Here is a 20,558-nt window from a genome sequence, read left to right on the forward strand (position 1 = left end):
CCGATCTCCCGGCTCGAACCGCTACTGATACATCCGCAGCGGCCGCGCCTGGGAACTCTCCTCGTCGCCGGCCTCCTGCATCCGCTGGGCGAGCCGTTCACGCTGGTTGCGGATCTCCTCGGCGCGCTCGACGAGCGCGTTCACATCGACGTCGATGTCGGCGATCGGGCCGATTCCGCTCTCGATCAGCACCCGGGCGGCCTCGGGGTCGGGGAACTGCGGGTTGGTCTCGACGACGAGGCCGACGCTCGTTCGGTCGTGCTGGGCGGCCAGATTGAGCAGCGCACCCGTGGGGCCGCTGACGGCACCGTCCTCGCGGGGGGTGTCGATTCCGGCGGAGTCGAGGACATCCCGGCCGTCGCCGGTCGCGATGCCGTACAGTGCCGGGACGCCGTCTTTCTCGGCGGGAAAGCCGCTGAGGTAGATCGGCGTCACGCCCGCCTCGTCGAGCCACCCCGAGAGGCAGTCGGCGACGCTGCCCACCGCCTGCGAGGCGATCGGGGCGTCGCTCTGGAGGGCTAACAGATCCCGCTCGGCGTCGCGATAGAGTCTGACCGGCGGCCGGACGGTCGGATCGCCCTCGCGGTAGACGCCGATCCGGGGGAGTCCGTCACAGTGGACGCTCGCGTAGTGGTCCATCTCGAACGCCTCGATCAGGTGGTCGGTCGCGATCTTTCCGACGAGCCCGATGCCCGGAAACCCCTCGACCAGCGTCGATTCCTCGAGGTCGGCTTCCTCGCCGTGGACGCGAATCTCTGCCATACGCGAGTGGTTCGCGGGCTGGCTCTTAAAATCGAGGGCGGCAGGCGCGTCACCCCGATATCACGAGCTGGTCGGTCGAGCCCCGCTGGAACTCGAAGGGAGTGGGCCTGATCTCGGCGTCGTAGCCCTCCGCCCTGAGCTCCTCTATGAGGCCGTCGAGAAGCCCCGAGGGTTCGGCGTCGAGCCCCTGGAGGGGGTAGACCCTGACCTCGCGGGCGACCCGGGCGAGTTCCCGGAGGCTCGCGGCGTGAAACGCCCGGTCGAACCGGTCGTCGTACAGAAAGAGCAGGTGTGCAGAGAGCGCGAGCGAGAACGCGTCGTCGGCGAAGGGGAGGTCGGGGAGCGCCCCGGCGACGTACCGGCCGCCCGACGCCGCCCGGTAATCCCCCAGGAACGTCTCGCAGGCGCGCTCGAGCAGTTCGATCCGTCCCTCGACACTCCCGTAGTACTCCCAGTCGAAGAGCTCGCGCTTCTCGGGAAGCTGGTCGGCGACCGCGGCAGTGTCCGACCGACACCGGCGGGCGAGCTCCGCCGGGGGGCGGCGGTAGGCCCTATCGGCGCCGACGGCCGACACCCCTCGGTCGGCCGCCCCCGCGGCGAACGAGCCCGCCCCCGAGGGACAGTCCAGCACCCGCTCGCCCTCGAGGTCACGCGCCTCGAGGTCGAACATCGCCAGATACTCCTCGAAGGTCCGTCCGATGACGGCGACGTCGCGCACCTCGAAAGCGTCGGGGCCGTCCATAACGAACTGTATAGTACACTGATGTATAAATATATCCATCAGAGAGGGCAGATCGGCGGCGGTCCGGTCGCTTCGAAACCCCCAAACGCCCGCCCGCCGAACTCCGCCCGATGGAGGCCCCACTGGACCCGCTCGAGCGCTACCGGCCGATCGTCGACGACTTCGAGGCCTTCCTCGCGGCGTGTCGACGGCCGCTTCCCCGTGCCGTCCGCGTGAACACGATCAAGGCCACCGTCGAGCGCGCGGCCGCGGTCCTCGAGAGAGAGGGGGTCGAGTTCGAGCGCCGCGGGTGGAACCCACAGCTGTTCACGCTCGCCGAGGAGGGCCCTGGTCCGGGCTCGACGTTGGCCTCGTTTCACGGCCTCACGTACGGCCAGGAGGAGGTCTCGACGGTGCCGCCGCTCGTTCTCGACCCCGAACCCGGCGAGCGGGTCTGGGACGCCTGTGCGGCTCCCGGGGGAAAGGCGACCCAGCTCGCGGCCCTGATGGACGACTCCGGCACAATTATCGCCAACGACGACAACCTCGGCCGGCTCTCGGCACTGCGATTCAACGCCGAGCGCCTCGGGGCGACCGCGCTCGCGGTCACCAACCAGGACGCCAGAAACTACTCGCTCAACCCCTTCGGATTCGACGAGTTCGACCGCGCGCTCGTGGACGTCCCCTGTTCCTGCGAGGGGACGATCCGGAAGAATCCCGACACCCTCGAGGGATGGTCGATGGACCACGTCCACTCGGTGTCGGGGATCCAGCGCGACGTCCTCCGGCGGGCGGTCCAGGCAACGAGAGAGGGCGGAACGGTCGTCTACTCGACGTGTACGTTCGCGCCCGAGGAGAACGAGGCGGTCGTCAACGAGGCTCTCGCCGCGGAGGACTGCCGGCTCCGGGAGGTCGATATCGAACTCGAGTACGCCCCCGGAGTCACGGAGTGGGAGGGCGACGAGTACGACCCGAGTCTCGAGCGCGCGGCCCGGATCTACCCCCACCACAACAATACTGGCGGGTTCTTCGTCGCGAAGTTGGAGGTGGGCGCGTGAGCGAGAACATCGGGGATCGCTTCGACCGACTGCCGGAGACCGATGCCGACCGCGAGGTCGAGGGTCGCGTCAGCCGCGAGGGGGTCGTCGAATACTTCGAGGACCGGTTCGGAATCCCCCCGGAGACGTTCGAGGACTACACGTTCTGGGAGAAGGGTGCCGGAAAGATCTGGCTCTACCGAGGGGAGGCCCCCTCCCCCATCGAGGTCGAGGCGATCGGGATGACCTGCCTCCGGACGCGCCAGGAACACTGGAAGCCGACGACGGACTTCGCCCAGCGATTCGGAAGCGAGGCAACCCGCTGTGTGATCGACCTGGAACCCGACGCCGCCCGACGGTTCGTCGCCGGCGAGGACGGGGAGATCGCGTGGGACGGCGACTGGGGATACCTGATCGCGGCCCACGATCTCGTCGGGCGTCGCGAGCCGATCGGCGTCGGTCTCTACGTCCACGGCGAGCTGCGGTCGATGGTGCCCAAGGGGCGCCAGCGCGACCTTTAGACCTGATCGATCCGCGCCGTCTCGCCGGCCAGGAAGTCGAGCGTCCAGCCGTCGAACCCCTCGCTTCGCTCGAGGAGGGCGCCGTGGCGCCCGCCCCGAAAGAGCGCGAGCTGGGCGTCGGGAAGGTCCTCGTGGGTCTCTCTGAGGATCGACTCGGGGAAGAAAGGGTCCTCGTCGCCGCCGATGACGAGCGTCCGGGGCTCGATCTCCCCCAGACGATCGCAGCCGTCGTAGGCGAGGGTGGCGTCGATCGAGGCGACGACGTCGCCCGGATCGGCGGGCTCGGGCGGTCGAAGCTTCCCGACGCTCCGGGCGAGCGCGGGGTAGAGCCGCCGACGCCGACCCGTATACATCTCCTCGAACAGGGTCGCCCGGAGCTCGATCCAGTCCTCCTCGAGCGCATACCACCGGAGCCGCCGGCCGATCTCCCGGCTCCCGGGAGCGAGCCGACAGCCCGAGACCCCGAGCACGAGCCGGTCGACGAGGTCGGGCCGCTCGCGGGCGATCTCCTGGGCGATCAGTCCGCCCATCGAGATGCCCATGACAGGCGCGGGACCGAGCCGTTCCTCGAGCACCCGGACGTACTCTCGGGCCATCCCCTCGATCGAGGCGTCGGGATCGAGCCCGCGCGGGCGGCTGACGACGTAGACCGTGTACTCCTCGGCGAAGCGCCGGAGGGCCCACGCGGTCGTCCGCCTCTTGGCCCGACCGTAGCTTCCATCGAACAGCGCGTCGTCGAGCCCGGGAACGACCAGGAGCGTCCCCGGCCCGTCGCCGACCCGGAGATACGGGTTCTCGCCGAACGATCCGGATTCCACCGCGGGCGAAGCGAGCATTCCCCCTATCCGAGGACGCTCGCGGTCAAAAGCGTGAGTCACGCGTGAGCAGACAGTCTCGACGCACCGATTCTCATTTCTCCCTGACAGTCCCGCCGTCCAGCCCTTCCCACTCGACCCGGTAGCCCAACTCGGCGAGGACGGCGCTCGCGTCCGAGAGGCCGCGATCCGCCAGCGCCGCCTCGACCGCCGAGAGCGCCATCCCTGCCTCGATCTCGCCCTCCAGATCCGCAAGGACGGCCGGCCGGACCAGCGTTCGCCCGACCCGTTCGTGCTCGGGGAACTCGACGGCCTCGAGGGCGTCCTCGCCCACCCCGTGGCGGTCGGCGACCGTCGAGAGGGGAATCGCGTCCTCCTCCGAGACGAGTTCGTCGGGAAGCGCGGCGGCGCTCTCTGCGACCAGATCGGTCTCGTACTCCCGGAGGACGCCCGCGACGTCCTTGAGTCGAACGCCGCCGGTGTAGGGAATCGCGCGGTGGTCGCGGGCGGCGATCTCCTCGCCGACGCCCAGGGATTCGTCCACGGCGACGAGCAGATCGACGTCCTCGACGCTCTCGAGTTGGGAGAGCTTCTTTGCGACGTACTCGGGGGTCCAGAACCCCATGATCTCGAAGTAGATCCGGAAGTCGGCGTGGCGATAGTCGAACGCGAAGTCGGGGATCATCACCCGAGTACCCGTCGCCAGCGGTTCGGGCTCCCGCAGGAGTTCCCAGTCGAGATTCAGGTTCGAGAAGCGGGCGGCGAAGTCGGCCTCGACGCCGCTGTCGAAGCTCACCTCGGCGATCGGCTCGTCCCCCGGCACCCGAACGGGGTCCTCGTGGGAGAGCGAAAGCGTGCGTTCGGTCCCGCGGTCGTCGATCGTCGCCTCGACGCGCCACTCCGCGCTCTTCGCGACGGTTCGAAGCAGGCGCGCAAAGCGGGTGCCGTAGCGCCGCGTCGCCCGGAACAGCCGCGTTGGACCCGTCACCACGAGTTCTCGGCCCTCGTCCGTTTTGTGGACCTCGTACATCAGTCGGAGGCGTTTGACCGCCGAGACGAGCGTCGCCGGCTCCGCCGAGCGCACCCGCATCTCGGTCGCGTCGAACAGCGCGGTCTGGGCCAGCGAGAGGTTGTAGCGGTCGATCAACTCGTCTGGACCCCACGGAACCTCGATCGAGGCGAGGGTCTGCCGTTCGTCCAGATCGGCGTACAGCGACTCCGCGACCTCGTCGGGGGCGGCCCCGAGCGACTCGCCCGCCCTAGTGAGGGCCTCTGTCCGGTCGTCGCCCGTCACGACCCCCACGTCCGCCGCGGCCTCGAACGCGGCCGTCCGGGCCGAGCGGGGCTCTACGGGCGCCCGCGTCTCGAGGACGACCTCGCGGTCGAGCAGCGCCGAGAACCCTCGGACGAGCTTGAAGTCCGAAGCGTCGGTCTCTAGGTCCGCCAGGGCCTCGTCCAGGCGCTTGCGGGGCTCGCCGACGTGGCCCTGGTAGGTGCCGATGACCCGTGCGGCCAGCGGCCGGTGCTCGCGGCCGGCGAACTGGGGGTGGTAGCCGCCACCGGCGCGCGAGACCCGGAGGTGCTCCTTGCGTAGCACTGGCTGGTCTCGGCACTCCACCGCCAAAAGCGGTCCGGGCCGGGAAGTGAAAAGGGGCTTTTGTGGGTAGGCCCCGATGCTTTCGCCCCTCGGTGTCTGGGTTCGGGTATGATCGGTGCACTCACCGTCGGCAAGAAAGCGGCAAAGTTCGGCTACAAGAAGTACGGCGTCCCCGGCGCGATCCTCGCTGGCGCCGGCGGCGTCGCGGGCCTCGTCGTCGCGAAGAAGGGCTTCAAGCGTCTGACCCAGTCGGCCATCGAGGGCGACACGCCCCGTCTCGAGAGCGGCGAGAGCTCCAGTAGCTCCGGCGACGCGGACGCCGACTCCGACGCGTAGAGCCCGTTTTTCGCGAGCTCACTCCGAGGGCGCGAGCCGCTCGACGACCGTCCCGTTCTCGCCGACCGCGAGCGCGCGGTCAGTGCCGACCGCGACGGCCCGGAGCCCTTCGGCCCCGATCGGGTCAGCCCCCTCCCAGTCGGCGCCCGGATCGGCGCGCTCGAGGACCTCGCTTCCCGTACAGACGACGGTGCGCTCGCCGTCGCACGCCAGTCCCGCGAGCGAGTCGGCGACGCGCTCGGGCGTCCAGTTTTTCCCCTCCCGGCAGTGGAGGGCGCCGTCGTCGCTGCCGACGAACGGGCCTTCCGCCCCGATGGCGACGGCGACGAGCGTCCCGGAGGCACCGACCGGCCCGATCGCCTCGAAGCTCCCGCCCCCGTCCTCAGTCTCGAAGATCGCGTCGTTCGTATCACAGCAGTAGCCCGTTTCGCCCTCGAGTACGATGCCGCTCAGGCTCGAGCCGCTTCCCGGCGTGGCGGGACCCTCCCAGCGCGCATCCGTACCGTCGTAGCGCCCCCGGAGGACCCCCCCGGAGCCGTCGATCGCCAGAATCGTCTCCTCGCCCGCAGGGCCGGCGACGGCGATCCCAGCCAGGTTGTCCGTCCGGCCGCCCGGCGCGGTGTGATCGGTGTGACGCCCGGTTTCGGCGTCGATCCGGCCGATCGCACCGCTCTCCCCGGCGACCCACACCGCCTCGCCGTCGTCGGTCGCGTCGATCCCGTGGAGGTCGTTTCCGTCCGCGCCCGGACCGTCCTCGAGAACCGCCGACCACTCGTCGTCGCTCGCGAGGACGACGCCACCCTCACCCGTTGCGTACGCCTTCCTCCCGGCGACGGCGGCGTCCCGGAGCGTCGCCTCCGTCGGTGCCTCCGTGAGCTCCCAGCCCGCCGGTTCGGGCTGTGGCTCGGGCTCCGTCCCCTCCTCCGGCGAATCGCCTGCGGATCCGGACTCGTCCTCGTCGATGTCGGGTCCGTCTCCGGAATCAGCCGCGGAACCCAGCTCGGGCTCGTCGGTGCCGGCGGCGGACGGCGATGCGGGTTCGTCGGCGGCGTCGCCGGAGGAAGCCGATGCCATCTCGTCGGTCGAGCTCGCTTCGAGGTCGGGATCGGGACGCTCCGTCTTCGCCGTCTCCCGTCCGGACCGATCGCCGTCCGTGTCCGTCCGCTCGGCGTCGGGCCTCTCGCTTCCCTCCGTCCGCCGACTGCGGGCGTAGAGGACGACAGGCGGGAGGAGATACGACGAGATGGCCGCCAGCGCGAACCAGCGGTTGATGAAGGTGAGCGTCCCGAACGCGGTGAGCCCGGCGGTCGCGACGGCGTGGATCCAGCTTCTGGTGTACTGCCGGAAGAAGGCGCCGAAACCGTCGGGGTCGGTCGGTAGTTCGGTGGTCATCGGGTGTGGGGTCGGCGGCGGAGTCGCCGCGGTTGTCGTCCGGACGGAGCGCCCGGAGCCCCAAAAGGGGTGGAGTTGCAGGCGGCGGACTCGGGGCCAGATCCAGGGATCGCCTGCCGGCGATTCACTGCCGCTGGTCGGCGATCCGCGCCTCGTCCGTGTCCTCGCTCACGACCTCGTAGAGGGTCGCCCGCGAGCCGTCGCCGGTCGGCCGGAGGATCCGTCCTAGACGCTGGGTGAACTCGCGTTCGCTCGCCGACCCCGAGAGGACGACCGCGACCGACGCGTCGGGGACGTCCACCCCCTCGTCCAGCACGTTCGAGGTCACGACCCGGCCGTACGTCCCCTCCCGAAACCGCTCGAGTATCTCCCGGCGTTCCTCGGTTCCGGTCTGGTGGGTGATCGCCGGGAGCAGAAAGCGCTCGCTCGCGTCGTACGCGAGATCGTTGTGGGCGGTGAAGACGATGGTGCGCTCGTCGGGGTGCTCTTCCAAGATTCCCTCGAGAGCCTCGATCTTGGCGTCGCTCCCGAGCATGATCTCGCGGGCACGGCGATGGGCGAGCAAGGCCTCCCGCGCTTCGGGGTCGTTCCCGGAGCGCTTGACGAGTTCCTGGTAGTCCGAGCCCTGCCGGAACTCGATGTTCGAGCGGGCGAGGTAGCCGGTGTAGGTCTCGCGGTGGCGTTCGTATTCCTCGCGTTCTTCGGGGGAAAGCGAGACCTCGAGGCGTTTCAGGTCGTAGGCCGCGAGGTGGGTGCCCGCGAGTTCGTCCGGCGCGATACGGTGGACCAGCGGGCCGAGAACCTCCGAAACGACCTCGTGGGCGCCGTCGGGACGCTCGAACGTCGCCGTCAGCCCCAGTCGGGCGGGCGCCGCGAGCAGGCGGGCGATCTCTCGATACCCCTCCCCCCCGAGGTGGTGGACCTCGTCGAAGACGGCGAGGCCGAACCGGTCGCCGACCGCATCCGCCTTGAGGTAGGCCGAGTCGTACGTCGAGACGGTGATCGGCTCGCGGCGCTGGACGCCGCCGCCGAAGCGCCCGATCGGGCAGTCGAACTCGCGTTCGAGCTCCCGGACCCACTGGTCGAGCAGGTCGATCGTCGGCACGACCACCAGCGTGGGCGTCCCGAGGGACTCGATCGCCTTCAACCCGATCACGGTCTTCCCGCTTCCGGTGGGGAGTTCGAGGACGCCCGCGGGTGCGGCGGGGACCGGCGGCTCCTCGACTTCGGCCCACCGATCGGTCGCGAGCCAGTCCTCTATGGCCTCCCGCTGGTAGGCCCGGAGCTCGTAGGCCGAGGCGAGTTCGGGGAGGGAGTCGAGCGCGAGGACGCGGTCCTCGACTGTGTACCGCTCCTCGAGGGTCGCCCGGAGCTCCGCGTACCGGAACGCGGGCGCACGGAGGGTTCCGGAGCGGGGGTCGGCTTCGAGGGCGTCGGGAGGGTCCTCGAGGGGGCCGTCTGCCCGGATCGTCCCCTCGTCGTACCGGAGTTCGATCGTCGCCACCCCGGGAGGTGGGCGGCGCTGGCATATAGGTGGTACGACCCCGTTCGCGGTACGGCTTCCGGCCGACGGCTCCGTATCTCAACCCTTTTGTCGCCGCTCGGCCTTGAAGGCGATATGAGCGACGACGAGGGGACGAACGCCGTCGAGGACGCCCCGTCCGACGAGACCCGCGACGCCGCCGGCGCCAGCGGGGACCCCGGCATGAGGACCGACCGGGAGTCGGACCCCGAAGAGCTCGTCGAGCGGGCCGCCGACTACGACGAGGAACTCGCGGCCGACGTCGAGGCGGTCATCGGAGTCGATCGGCGCGACGAGGAACTCGACTCCCTCCAGGAACGCCTGGAGGAGCGCGAGGCCGAGATCGAGGAGCTGGAAAGCAAGCTCAAGCGCAAGCAGGCGGACTTCCAGAACTACAAGAAACGCGCCGAGAAGCGCCGCAAGCAGGTCGAGGAGCGCGCGACCGAGGACCTCGTGGGGCGGCTCGTCGGGGTGCGAGACGACCTAAAGCGGGCCCTGGAGGAGGAAAGCGGCGACGTCGAGGCCCTCCGCGAGGGCGTCGAGATGACCGTCAGGGAGTTCGACCGGTTGCTGGAGGACGAGGGCGTAGCGGAGATCGACCCCGACCCCGGAAGCGACGTCGATCCACAGCGCCACCAGGTGATGGTCCGGGTCGAGAGCGACCGCCCCGAGGGGACGGTCGACGAGGTGTTCGCCGCCGGCTACGAGATGGGCGAGAAGGTGATCCGAGAGGCCCAAGTGACCGTCAGCGACGGGAGCGGCGACGGCGGCGACTGAGCCTCTGGGATCGGTTCCGGTCGCGGATCGGCCGACTCGAGCCAGTTGAACTCGTCGCTTCGGCGCGTGTAGTAGCCTTTAAAGGATCGAGCCCACTAGGCGTCCCCAATGACGAGTTCCAAGATCCTCGGTATCGACCTGGGGACGACCAACAGCGCCTTTGCGGTGATGGAGGGAGCCGACCCGGAGATCATCGTCAACTCCGAGGGCGACCGAACGACGCCGTCCGTCGTCGGCTTCACCGACGACGAGCGCCTCGTCGGGAAGCCGGCGAAGAACCAGGCGATCCAGAACCCCGAGCGGACCGTGGCCTCGATCAAGCGCCACATGGGCGAGGACGACTACACGGTCGAGGTAGACGGCGAGGAGTACACCCCCGAGGAGGTCTCGGCGATGATCCTCGGGAAGATCAAGCGCGACGCAGAGGAGTACCTCGGCGACGACGTCGAGAAGGCCGTCATCACCGTCCCCGCCTACTTCTCGGACCGCCAGCGCCAGGCGACGAAGGACGCCGGCGAGATCGCCGGCTTCGAGGTCGAGCGGATCATCAACGAGCCGACCGCAGCGTCGATGGCCTACGGTCTCGACGACGACTCCGACCAGACCGTCCTCGTCTACGACCTCGGTGGCGGGACGTTCGACGTCTCGGTGCTCGATCTGGGTGGCGGCGTCTACGAGGTCGTCGCGACGAACGGGGACAACGACCTCGGCGGCGACGACTGGGACCGCGCGATCATCGACTGGCTCGCCGACGAGTTCGAGTCCGATCACGGCTTCGACCTACGGGAGGACCGCCAGGCCCTCCAGCGGCTCAAGGACGCCGCCGAGGAGGCCAAGATCGAACTCTCGAGCCGAAAGGAGACGGAGATCAACCTCCCGTTCATCACCGCGACCGACCAGGGCCCGGTCCACTTGGAGAAGTCGCTGACCCGCGCGAAGTTCGAGTCGCTGACCGCCGACCTGATCGAGCGCACCGTCGGCCCGACCGAGCAGGCCCTCGAGGACGCGGGCTACGACGCCGACGACATCGACGAGGTCCTCCTCGTCGGCGGCTCGACCCGGATGCCCCAGGTCGAGGAGAAAGTCGAGGAGATCGTCGGCGAGGAGCCCCAGAAGAACGTCAACCCCGACGAGGCCGTCGCGCTGGGCGCGGCGATCCAGGGCGGCGTCCTCGGCGGCGACGTCGACGACATCGTCCTGCTCGACGTCACGCCCCTCTCGCTCGGTATCGAGGTCAAGGGCGGCCTCTTCGAGCGCCTGATCGAGAAGAACACGACGATTCCGACCGAAGAGTCGAAGGTGTTCACCACCGCGGCGGACAACCAGACGTCGGTGCAGGTCCGGGTGTTCCAGGGCGAACGCGAGATCGCCGAGGAGAACGAACTGCTCGGCGAATTCATGCTCTCGGGGATCCCCCCCGCGCCGGCGGGCACGCCCCAGATCGAGGTCTCCTTTAACATCGACGAGAACGGGATCGTCAACGTCTCCGCCGAAGACCAGGGCACCGGCGAGAGCGAGGAGATCACGATCGAGGGCGGCGCCGGCCTTTCCGACGACGAGATCGACCGGCTCCAGGAGGAAGCTGAGGAACACGCAGAGGAAGACGAGAAGCGCCGCGAACGCATCGAGGCGCGAAACTCCGCGGAGGCGACGGCCCAGCGCGCCCGCACCCTCCTCGAGGAAAACGAGGAGGTAGACGACGAGCTCCGCGAGGAGATCGAAGCGGGTATCGAGGACCTGGAGGAGGTCGTCGAGGACGAGGACGCCTCGACGGAGGAGATCGAGGAGGCGACCGAGGAGCTCTCGACGGAGCTCCAGGAGATCGGCAAGCAGATGTACCAGGACGCCGCGGGCGCCGAAGGTGCGGCCGGCGCCGGTGGGGCTGGCGCGGGTGCCGCCGGCGGCGCGGCGGGCGCGGGTCCGGGCGGTGCTGGCGGCCCCGGCGGTGCGGCCGGTCCGGGCGGCGCTGCCGGAGCGGGCGCAAGCGCCGAGGGCGAGGAGTACGTCGATGCCGACTTCGAGGACGTCGAGGACGACGAGAGCGAGGACGAAGACGAGTAGCTCTTCGACGTCCTCGGAGGACGCGGGCCTCCCGTGAAGTTCTCTGCCCCCACCGAGCAGTGGCTGCCGGGGCCGTGCGGGACGCTTTTGACGGTCGCCCCCGTACGTGATACGGTATCGTGGCACGCGAGTATCGAACCGGCGACCGGATCGAGGGATCGCGGCTCCAGCTCGACCTCTGGCATCCCGACTGCTTTACCCTCGAAATCACCGAACGGCTGCCCGGCGGATTGCTCGGCCACGGCGTCCATGCGATCGACGGGAAGGCGACCTGCCGGTTTACGGCCTACGGGCGGTCGGTCGCGGAGTTGGAGACGCTGGTCGAGGCCATCCGGGCCTCCTCCCGGACCGACTCGGTCCGGGAGGTCGACCACCAGTACGCCACCGGCGTCGAGACGCCCGGCACCGAGACCGTCACCACGGGGCTGGTCGTCCAGTACGCCCTCGCCGACAGCATCAACGACGCGCTCGTTTCCCGGGGGTTCATCCCCGACGAGCCGGTCCGGATCACCGGCGGGCGCGAACACTGGACCGTCGTCATCCACGAGGACCGCGCGACGATCGAGGCGCGTCTCGAGGAGGTCCGCACGGAGAAGGACGCCGAGATCGGAGTCGAGTCGATGACCACCCTTCACGGTGGCGTCACGGCTGGAATGTTCCGGACCGACCGGCTTTCCGAGCGTCAGCGGGAGGTGTTCGAACTCGCCCGACGGCGCCACTACTACCGGTGGCCCCGGGCGGTGGCCGCCGCCGACCTCGCCGACGAACTGGGAATCGCCGAGGCGACCCTGCTCGAGCACCTCCGGAAGGCCGAATCCAAGCTTCTCGATCCCGACTCCCCCGAGCACGATCGCTGACCCCCTGTGTACCTAGGGTGGGGAGTTAATCAGCCCCATGCGTTATGTTACCGCCACCCATGTCTGGAACGGATACGAAGTCCGACCGGAGTCTCGCACGGGACATCGGGCCGTTCGGGGCGATCGCGACGGTCGTCGCCGGCACGCTCGGCGCCGGCCTGTTCGTCACGCTCGGGACGGCGAGTTCGACGACCGGCCCGAGCGTGATCCTGATCATCGCGCTGTCGGGGATCATCGCGATGGCGGTCGCGATCAACTACAGCTGGCTCGCGACGATCTTTCCGGCCGCGGGCTCGACGTACTCCTACATCACCCGGGTGTTTCGCAACCGGCTGGCGGGGTTCGTCGCGACCTGGTCGCTATGGCTGGGATACATGGCGGCGGTCTCCGTGCTCGCACTCGGCTTCGGCAGCTACCTCCAGGTGTTCTACCCGGCCGTCGACGCCCGCTTTGCGGGGGTCGCGCTGATCACCGTCCTCTTCGTCGTCAACATGCTCGGCGCCCGCCGGTACAGCATCTCACAGAACGCCATCTTCATCCTCCTGATGGTCTCGATCCTCGTGCTCGTGGTCCCCGGAACCTTCACCGTCGAGGCCGGCAACTACACTCCCTTCTTTACGGGCGGGTTCGACGGCGCGCTCGCGGCCGCCGTCCCGCTTTTCTACGCCTACATCGGGATCGCCGTCGCAGGCGAGATCGGCGCGGAGGTCAAGAACCCCTCGCGGAACCTGCCCCTGGCGATGGCTGGCGGGACGCTGATTCTCATCGTCCTCTACATGTGGACCGCGGCGGTCATCTACGGCGTCGTCGGCGACTACACCGTCCTCGCGAACTCCGACCGGCCGCTGTCGACGGCCGCCGAGACGTTCCTCCCGCTGAACGCGACCGCCGTCGTCGGCTTCGGCGGGTTGCTCGCGACCGCCTCGAGCGTCCACGCCGTAATGGCCGCGGGGATCAAGCTTCCGTACTGCTGGGCCTGGGACGAGGTGTTCTCGACGCGCTTCTCGGAGGTCAACGAGCGCTGGCGGACGCCCCACTGGTCGCTGTTCACCCTGTTTGCGGTCTCCTCGGGACTCACCTTCTGGACCGGCGGGCTCGATCAGGTGATCGCCATCGCGACGTTCAGCTACCTGATCGCCTACGCCGGGACCTCCTTTACCGCGATCTACCTCTATCTCAACCGGCCGACCCTGCGAGAGAAGGCCGCGTTCGACCCCGGCGCGTGGATCTTCGTCCCCGGCGTGCTCGGCCTCGGGGGCTGTCTTCTCTTGCTCTCGCAGGCCTACCAGGGGTCGATGACGATCTACGTCCCCTGGCTCGCGATCGGGCTCGTCGTCTTCGGGATCTACTGGTATCTGGGCCAGCGTGCCGAGACCGACGTCGACGCCATCCTCGACACCCTTCCGGGAGTTCCGACCGACGAGTACAGCCCGCGGATCGCCGACGATCCGATCGCCGACGACGTCGCAGACGACTGAGAGCCATGTCCGACCCATCACATTCCCCGACGACGGCGATCGACCACGACGAGACGATCGAGCTACTCCAAGAACTCGTCCGGATTCGAAGCCCCTACTTCGAGGAGGAGGAGATCGTCGAGTTCGTCCACGACTGGCTCGAGGAGGCGGGGCTCGAACCCGAGTATCAGGAGGTGAGCGAGCCCGAGATCACCGGCTTCGAGGGGCGAAACGTCCTGGCGAGACTGGAGGGGAGCGACCCCGAGGCGCCGACGTTCCTGTTGAACGCCCACGTCGACACCGTGCAACTGGTCGAGGGCTGGGAGGAGGACCCGCTCTCGGGCCGGGTCGAGGACGGAAAGCTGTACGGCCAGGGCGCCTGCGACATGAAAGGCGGGCTCGCGGCGATCATGGTCGCCGTCCGGGAACTCGCGGATGCCGACCTCCGGGGCGACGTCGTCCTCTCGGCGGTCGTCGACGAGGAAGGTCCCTACGGACTGGGCGCCGACCGGATGATCCGGGAGGGGCTCACCGACGCCTACGACGCGGCGATCGTTACCGAGCCGGGACCGATCCTCGCCCAGTCCGAGATCGAGAACCCCGCGCTGATCCTCGGCGCCCGCGGGCGATTCCTCTACGATCTGGTCGTTCGGGGCCACGCGGCCCACGGCTCCCAGCCCGAGAAGGGGAAGAACGCCGTCGTGGACGCCGGCCGGCTGGCCGAGGCGCTCGCGGGAATGGACGTCGGAACCCATCCGCAACTCGGCGACGGCTCGGTCTGCCCGCTCTCGATCGAGGGCGGGAGCCAGACGCTCTCGGTCCCCGATCGCTGTCGGCTGCTGGTCGATCGCCACGTCGTCGTCGGCGAGGACGCGGAGAGCGTGCTGGCCGACGCAGAGCGAGTCGTCGAGGGTCTCGAACTCGACTGCGAGGTCGATGTCGGCTTCCGGGAGGCCCCCGAAGAGGACATGCGCTACGGACCGTACGTCACCGACGAGGACCATCCCCTCGTGGCGTCGCTCGCCTCGGCGACCGAATCCGTCGCGGGTGTCGAGCCGGCGATCAGCTACTTCTCGAGCGTCGGCGACTTCAACTACTTCGGCCACCGCGCGGAGCTTCCGACCGTGATCCTCGGCCCCGACGGCGAGAACATCCACGGCACCGGCGAGTTCGTCTACACCGACGACGTGATCGAGGTCGCCGAGATCATCGTCGAAGCCGCGCGGTCGTACCTGGGGTGAGGCCGTGGCTCCCGTGGCCCTCGAGGGAAGCGGAGAGGCGGAGTTCCCAGTCCTGGGAATCGATTCGGGAGCCATCGAGCGAAACGCCGCACGGATCGTCGATCGGGTCGATCCCGACGTCGTCGGCGTGACGAAAGGGGTCTGTGGCGATCCCCGGGTCGCGCGTGCGATGCTGGCCGGCGGCGCCGCCGGGATCGCCGACTCCCGGGTAGCGAATGTCGTGGGGCTCCGCGAGGCCCTCCAGTGTGACCTCCTCTTGCTCCGGGCGCCGATGGGCACCGAGTGCTCGGCGGTGGTCGAGAACGCGACGTGGTCGATGGAGTCCGAGGCCGCGACCCTGAGAGCGCTCTCGGCGATTTCGACCGACAGGGAGGTCGTCCACCGGGTACTGGTGGCGATTGACGTCGGCGACCGCCGGGAGGGCGTTCTGCCCGAGGAGTTCGACGAACTTCTCGAGGCCGCAATCGACCTCCCGGGGGTCGAGGTCTCGGGGCTAGCGACCCACGTCGGCTCGTTCGGTGGCGTCGTCCCGACGCGGGAGAACGTCGGGCGACTGGTCGAACTCGTCGAGCGAGCGGAGGAGCGCCTCGGCCGGCGCCTGGCGGTCGTCTCTGGCGGGAGCACGAACGCGCTCGGGCTTGCTTTCGAGGGCGACCTGCCCGGGCAGGTGACACAGCTTCGAGTCGGCGAGGGGATCCTGCTCGGGACCGATCCGGTCACCGGCGAGGCGATTCCGGGGCTCGAGACCGATGCGATCGAACTGGTCGCGGAGGTCATCGAGTGCAAGCGAAAGCCCTCCCTCCCGGAGGGAGAGCGGAGCCGTGACGCGTTCGGTCAGGAGCCCGCGTTCGCGGACCGCGGGGTTCGACGACGGGCGATCCTCGCGCTTGGGCGCCTGGACTGTGCGATCGGAGAGCTTACCCCGCTCCGGGAGGGCGTCGAGGTGATCGGGGCGAGCAGCGATCACACGGTGGTGGACGTCGCCGACGCGGGATCGGTCGAGGTCGGCGATACGCTCGCCTTTCGGCCGGGATACGCCGCGCTCGCGCGTGCCGCGGCCGCGCCGTCCGTCGCGGTTGCGGTCGGATAACGGGCCGCCGGGCGTCGAGCGGGCGTTTCAAGTGGCTCAACGGATTATCGGTGGACAACTAATGAGCGAGGACTTCTACGATGTGCTCGGCGTGGGGTCGAACGCCTCCGCCGACGAGATCAAGCAGGCCTACCGGGAGAAGGCCACGGAGTACCATCCCGACGTCAGCGACGACCCCGACGCAGAGGAGAAGTTCAAGAAGATCCAGAAGGCCAAACAGGTCCTGACCGACGACGAGAAGCGGGAGGCCTACGACCGGATGGGCCACGACCGCTACCAGCAGGCCGAGAAACACGGCTACGACGCCGGCGACGCCGGCGGCGCCGGCGGTGGCGGGATGGGCGGGGACCCCTTCGGCGGGATGGGCGGTGGCGCCGGCGGGATGGGCGGCGGCCTCGGGGACATCTTCGAGCAGGTCTTCGGCGGCGGCGGTGGCGGGCGCGGACGGGGGCGAAGCCGCCCCCAGAAGGGCCAGGACCTCCGGACCGGCCTCGAGATCGACCTCGAGGAGGCGTACGCGGGGGCCGAAAAGGAGTTCTCCATCGCTCGGCCCGAGGAGTGTCCCGACTGTGGCGGGAGCGGCCACCCCCCCAGTGCCGACGTCCAGACCTGCCCGGAGTGTCAGGGCCAGGGCCAAGTCACGCAGGTCCAGCAGACGCCCCTGGGTCGGGTCCAGCAGACGACGGCCTGTCCCCGGTGTGACGGCGAGGGAAGCCTCTACAGCGAGACCTGCGGGGAGTGTCGCGGCGAGGGCTACGTCCAGGGCGAGGCGACCCTTTCGGTCGAGGTCCCCGAGGGGATCCGCGACGGCCAGACTCTCAGGATGGACCGCGAGGGCGCGCCGAGCCCCGAGGGCGGTCCTCGTGGGGATCTCCTGATCGACGTCTCGGTCCGCGAACACGACGAGTTCGAGCGCGAGGGCGACGACCTACGCTACCGGATGCCCGTCTCCTTCCCGCAGGCGACCTTCGGCGACACGGTCCAGGTCCCCACCCTCGAGGGCGACGTCGAGTTCGAGATCCCCGAGGCGACCCAGAGCGGCGAGACCTTCCGGTTACAGGGCAAGGGGATGCCCCGCCTCCAGCGCCGGGGCGAGGGCGACCTCTACGTCCAGGTCCAGATCGTCACCCCCGACTCGATGAACGCCGAACAGCGCGAGGCTCTCGAGAACTTCGCCGAGGCCGGCGGCGAGGAGATCGACGTCAACGAGGGCTTCTTCGAGAAGATCAAGCGGTCCTTCTGACCCCCGTCCCCTTTATTATCGCTCGCCCCGTCTTCCGTGGTGGGTGTTTACAAACTCATGACTGCCAAGCGTATCCTGCTGCTCGCGGGTGACTTCGTCGAGGACTACGAGATCATGGTGCCGTTCCAGGCCCTCCAGATGGTTGGCCACGAGGTCCACGCGGTCTGTCCCGAGAAGGCCGCGGGCGACGTCTGCCCGACGGCGATACACGACTTCGAGGGCGACCAGACCTACACCGAGAAGCCCGGCCATGACTTCGAGTTGAACCACGACTTCGAGGCGGTCGACCCCGCCGACTACGACGCGCTCGTGGTCCCCGGCGGACGGGCGCCCGAGTACCTGCGGACCTACGACGAGGTACTCGAGATCGTCCGGCACTTCTTCGAGGCGGACAAGCCGGTCGCGGCGCTCTGTCACGGCGCCCAGATCCTCGCGGCCGCGGACGTCATCGACGGCCGGGCGTGTACGGCCTACCCCGCTCTCGAGGCCGACGTCGTCGGCGCCGGCGGCGAGTGGCGCGACGAGGTCACCCGCGACGGTAACCTGGTGACCGGCCAGGCCTGGCCCGACCACCCCGCCTGGCTCGCCTCGTTCCTCGAGGTGCTCGGAACCGACCTCGAATCCGAGGCGCCGGTCGCGGCCGACTGACCTCCCGTTCGACCGGCGGCCTTTTGCTCGCCGCGTCGGAAGCTCCCTCCATGACCGAGACGGCCGGAGAGCTGTTCGTCCGCGAGCGCCGGAGCGAGGCGCCCGCGCTCGTCGATCGCGAGGGCCGGACCTACGACTACGACTGGCTGTTCACCTCGACGTGGAAGGCGGGGAACTTCCTCCGGCACTCCGGCGTCCGCGAGGGAGTGAGCGTCGGCGTCGTCGGCGACGGCCCCATCGCCCTGCTCGCGGGGTTCGGGACCGCGCTGCTCTCGAGCACCGTGCGGTTCGCCCCTCCGGAAAAACTCGGCGAGGAGGTCCGGGCCCTGGTCGCGCCCGTCGCCACTCTTGAGGAGTACGACCTTCCACGGGGCGCCCAGCGGGTCGGTTACGGCGGCGAGGCCGACGACCCCGCGGTCCACGACCTCGAGGCCGGCCTCTGGAGCGAGAACCCCTCGTTTCCCCCCGTCGATCTCGACCCCGACACCCCCATGGTGGCCGACGGCGGGGCGACCTACAGCCACCGCGACCTGTTCGAGACGGCCCACGCGGTCGCCGCCGAACACGAGTTCGGAGAGGGGACGCGGGTCCGCCCGGCCGGCGGGTTCGCCGATCCCCGCGCGTTCGCGGCAGGCGTTCTCGCGCCGCTCGTGGCGGGGGGAACGGTCGTCCTCGACGGCGAGGCCGACGTCGCGATCGGTGGTGGAGACGACGAGGATGGGCCGGATCGGGTTTCGCTCTCGAGAATCGAACTCGACTCGTGGCTCAGCGGTTCTCGAGGGAATCCGTACTGTCGGTAGGTCCGGCGCCGCCCGCACCGCTTGCGGGTTCGAGGTCGGAACCCTCGTTGGGACCGCCGGGCCCGCGGTCGGCATCGACGACGCCCTCGGTCCAGGTCCCCCGGAGGAAGTAGGCGCCGGCGAGGACGACCATGCAGACGTTGGAGATCGCCTCGCCGTACCAGATGCCGGTGGCGCCCAATTCCAAGGGTTCGGCGAGCGCGTAGGCGAACGTCGCCCGAAAGACGATGAAGCCGACGATCGCGAACGCCATCGCGACGCGGGTGCTTCCGCTGCCCCGGAACCCTCCCTGGACGATGTAGAAGACCCCCAAAAAGACGTAGGAGAGGCTGACGATCCGGAGGTAGTCGGCGCCGATCGCGGTCACGACGTCGGCGCCGCTGCCGGTGACGAAGACCGCGATGATCGGCGTCGAGAAGGTGTAGACGAACGCCGAGAAGAGCGCGAGCGAGCCCGCGATGATCGCGACCCCGGTGTAGACGCCGCGTTTGGCCCGCTCGACCTGACCGGCCCCGAGGTTCTGACCGACGACGGTCTCGACGCCACGGGCCAGTCCCAGGGCAGGAAGGACGACCATCGAGGTCACCCGGGTCCCGATCCCGTAGGCCGCGACGGCCTCCGCGCCGACGAGGGCGACGAGCGCGGTCAGGACGGTGACGCTCGCGGCCTTCGTGCTGACCTCGACGCTCGCGGGCGCACCGATCGAAACGATCTTTTTCACCGTCTCGCGCTCGAGCAGGAAGTCGGAGGGTCGAAGCTCGATCCCGACGCGCCCGGAGAGCAGAAGCCAGAGGCCGACCGCGGCGATCAGCGCCCGCGAGATGATGGTCGCGATCGCCGCACCCATCACGTCGAGGCCGTCGAAGCCGGTCGTCGCGAAGAGGGCGGCTTCGAGGCTCTCCGCGCCGACCCAAGCGAAGACCGGGTTGTTCTCGAAGCCGAGGATGAAGAAGGGGTCGATGACGACGTTGATCCCGACGCTCGCGGCCATCAGATAGAGCGGCGTGCGGGTGTCGCCCCAGCCCTGGAGCAGCGACTGGAAAATGAAGAACGCGAAGACGAAGGGCATCCCCAGGAACTCCATCCGGACGTACTCGAGGGCGTAGCGGTATTCCAGAGAACCCGGATCGGCGCCGATCAGCTGGAGCAGTTGGGGCGCGAACAGGTAGCCGACGCCGCCGACGACTCCGGTGGCGAGCAGGGTGAAGGTGACCGTCTGCCCCGCAACGCCGGCGACGCGATCGACGTTGCCGGCACCCTTGTTCTGGGCGACGAGGACGGTGCCCGCGACGGTAAAGCCGATCGCGAAGCTGATGATCAGGAAGACGATCGCCCAGGCGTAGGAGAGCGCCGAGACCCCTTCCTGGCCGAGCCGGCCGACCCAGAACGTGTCTGCGAGGTTGTAGCCGACGTGGAGCAGGTTCGTCAGCACGATCGGAACCGAGAGGACGACCAGCGGCCGAACGAGACCGCCGTCGATGACGTTTACCGACCGGTCGCTCCCGGGACGGCTCACGAACGTCCCTCCGGTCCGGTCGCGCCCCAGGGGGCGGCCTGGCGACCGCGAGCGACTGCCGGCGTCGTCGTCCGCTCGCGGCGGTCCTCTCGGAGCGTCTGGACCATTGTCGTCCGGACGGCGAGTTCGCGGGTAGGGGTTTCGGTTCCGGCACCGACCGCCCGG

19 protein-coding genes are annotated in these 20,558 nt (G+C 69.3%); 12 read left to right on the forward strand and 7 right to left on the reverse strand.

Going from position 1 to position 20,558, the window contains the following annotated elements:
• Positions 1-21: 21 nt before the first annotated feature.
• Positions 22-762, reverse strand: coding sequence for a proteasome assembly chaperone family protein (locus tag LCF40_RS17640; protein WP_224829508.1), 741 nt, complete (start codon positions 760-762; stop codon positions 22-24).
• A 49-nt stretch (positions 763-811) separates the two neighbouring features.
• Entirely contained in the window at positions 812-1,504 is a 693-nt protein-coding gene (locus LCF40_RS17645; RefSeq protein ID WP_224829509.1) for a hypothetical protein, read from the reverse strand.
• Positions 1,505-1,626: 122 nt separating this feature from the next.
• On the opposite strand from LCF40_RS17645, the gene LCF40_RS17650 reads away from it, so the two are divergent.
• Positions 1,627-2,541, forward strand: a complete 915-nt coding sequence (locus LCF40_RS17650) for an RsmB/NOP family class I SAM-dependent RNA methyltransferase (protein WP_114575871.1) — start codon at positions 1,627-1,629, stop codon at positions 2,539-2,541.
• Positions 2,538-3,041 carry a DUF7122 family protein gene (locus LCF40_RS17655; protein ID WP_114575406.1) on the forward strand — a complete coding sequence of 168 codons (504 nt, stop codon included), beginning with the start codon at positions 2,538-2,540 and terminating at the stop codon, positions 3,039-3,041. Before LCF40_RS17650 ends, LCF40_RS17655 begins: the two co-directional genes overlap by 4 nt.
• Here the strand turns inward: LCF40_RS17655 and LCF40_RS17660 are convergent.
• Both LCF40_RS17660 and LCF40_RS17665 read right to left on the reverse strand, forming a co-directional pair.
• Entirely contained in the window at positions 3,038-3,877 is an 840-nt protein-coding gene (locus LCF40_RS17660) for an alpha/beta fold hydrolase (protein WP_224829510.1), read from the reverse strand. The two genes, LCF40_RS17655 and LCF40_RS17660, sit on opposite strands and share 4 nt — an antisense overlap.
• Before the next feature lie 73 nt (positions 3,878-3,950).
• Positions 3,951-5,453, reverse strand: coding sequence for a DUF790 family protein (locus LCF40_RS17665; protein WP_224829511.1), 1,503 nt, complete (start codon positions 5,451-5,453; stop codon positions 3,951-3,953).
• A 108-nt stretch (positions 5,454-5,561) separates the two neighbouring features.
• Here LCF40_RS17665 and LCF40_RS17670 point away from each other — a divergent pair, with 108 nt between their 5' ends.
• On the forward strand, positions 5,562-5,789 hold the full coding sequence (locus LCF40_RS17670) for a hypothetical protein (protein WP_224829512.1): 228 nt from the start codon (positions 5,562-5,564) through the stop codon (positions 5,787-5,789).
• 18 nt (positions 5,790-5,807) lie between these two features.
• Here LCF40_RS17670 and LCF40_RS17675 read toward each other — a convergent pair whose 3' ends face one another.
• Both LCF40_RS17675 and LCF40_RS17680 read right to left on the reverse strand, forming a co-directional pair.
• Positions 5,808-7,181, reverse strand: coding sequence for a WD40/YVTN/BNR-like repeat-containing protein (locus LCF40_RS17675; RefSeq protein WP_224829513.1), 1,374 nt, complete (start codon positions 7,179-7,181; stop codon positions 5,808-5,810).
• A gap of 124 nt (positions 7,182-7,305) precedes the next feature.
• Entirely contained in the window at positions 7,306-8,685 is a 1,380-nt protein-coding gene (locus LCF40_RS17680; protein WP_224829514.1) for a DEAD/DEAH box helicase family protein, read from the reverse strand.
• 114 nt (positions 8,686-8,799) lie between these two features.
• On the opposite strand from LCF40_RS17680, the gene LCF40_RS17685 reads away from it, so the two are divergent.
• From LCF40_RS17685 to LCF40_RS17725, 9 genes are all read left to right on the forward strand, one after another.
• The gene (locus LCF40_RS17685; protein WP_224829515.1) at positions 8,800-9,480 is read left to right on the forward strand and encodes a nucleotide exchange factor GrpE; all 681 of its coding nucleotides are present in this window, start codon (positions 8,800-8,802) and stop codon (positions 9,478-9,480) included.
• A gap of 108 nt (positions 9,481-9,588) precedes the next feature.
• Complete coding sequence (dnaK, locus tag LCF40_RS17690) at positions 9,589-11,541, forward strand: molecular chaperone DnaK (RefSeq protein WP_224829516.1); 1,953 nt, start codon at positions 9,589-9,591, stop codon at positions 11,539-11,541.
• A 119-nt stretch (positions 11,542-11,660) separates the two neighbouring features.
• Complete coding sequence (locus tag LCF40_RS23470; RefSeq protein WP_224829517.1) at positions 11,661-12,398, forward strand: helix-turn-helix domain-containing protein; 738 nt, start codon at positions 11,661-11,663, stop codon at positions 12,396-12,398.
• Positions 12,399-12,457: 59 nt separating this feature from the next.
• Positions 12,458-13,876 (forward strand): APC family permease, encoded by a 1,419-nt coding sequence (locus LCF40_RS17700; protein WP_114575414.1) that lies wholly within the window; start codon positions 12,458-12,460, stop codon positions 13,874-13,876.
• A gap of 5 nt (positions 13,877-13,881) precedes the next feature.
• Positions 13,882-15,096 carry a M20 family metallopeptidase gene (locus tag LCF40_RS17705; protein ID WP_224829518.1) on the forward strand — a complete coding sequence of 405 codons (1,215 nt, stop codon included), beginning with the start codon at positions 13,882-13,884 and terminating at the stop codon, positions 15,094-15,096.
• 4 nt (positions 15,097-15,100) lie between these two features.
• Positions 15,101-16,186, forward strand: a complete 1,086-nt coding sequence (locus tag LCF40_RS17710) for an alanine racemase (protein ID WP_224829519.1) — start codon at positions 15,101-15,103, stop codon at positions 16,184-16,186.
• A 61-nt stretch (positions 16,187-16,247) separates the two neighbouring features.
• Entirely contained in the window at positions 16,248-17,429 is a 1,182-nt protein-coding gene (gene dnaJ, locus LCF40_RS17715) for a molecular chaperone DnaJ (protein WP_224829520.1), read from the forward strand.
• 57 nt (positions 17,430-17,486) lie between these two features.
• Positions 17,487-18,077 carry a DJ-1/PfpI family protein gene (locus LCF40_RS17720; protein WP_224829521.1) on the forward strand — a complete coding sequence of 197 codons (591 nt, stop codon included), beginning with the start codon at positions 17,487-17,489 and terminating at the stop codon, positions 18,075-18,077.
• A gap of 50 nt (positions 18,078-18,127) precedes the next feature.
• Entirely contained in the window at positions 18,128-18,877 is a 750-nt protein-coding gene (locus LCF40_RS17725; RefSeq protein ID WP_224829522.1) for a hypothetical protein, read from the forward strand.
• Here the strand turns inward: LCF40_RS17725 and LCF40_RS17730 are convergent.
• Entirely contained in the window at positions 18,843-20,393 is a 1,551-nt protein-coding gene (locus LCF40_RS17730) for an MATE family efflux transporter (protein WP_224829523.1), read from the reverse strand. The genes LCF40_RS17725 and LCF40_RS17730 overlap by 35 nt on opposite strands.
• Positions 20,394-20,558: the final 165 nt, after the last annotated feature.

The organism is Saliphagus infecundisoli (assembly GCF_020177375.1).
GTDB classification, from domain to species: domain Archaea; phylum Halobacteriota; class Halobacteria; order Halobacteriales; family Natrialbaceae; genus Saliphagus; species Saliphagus infecundisoli.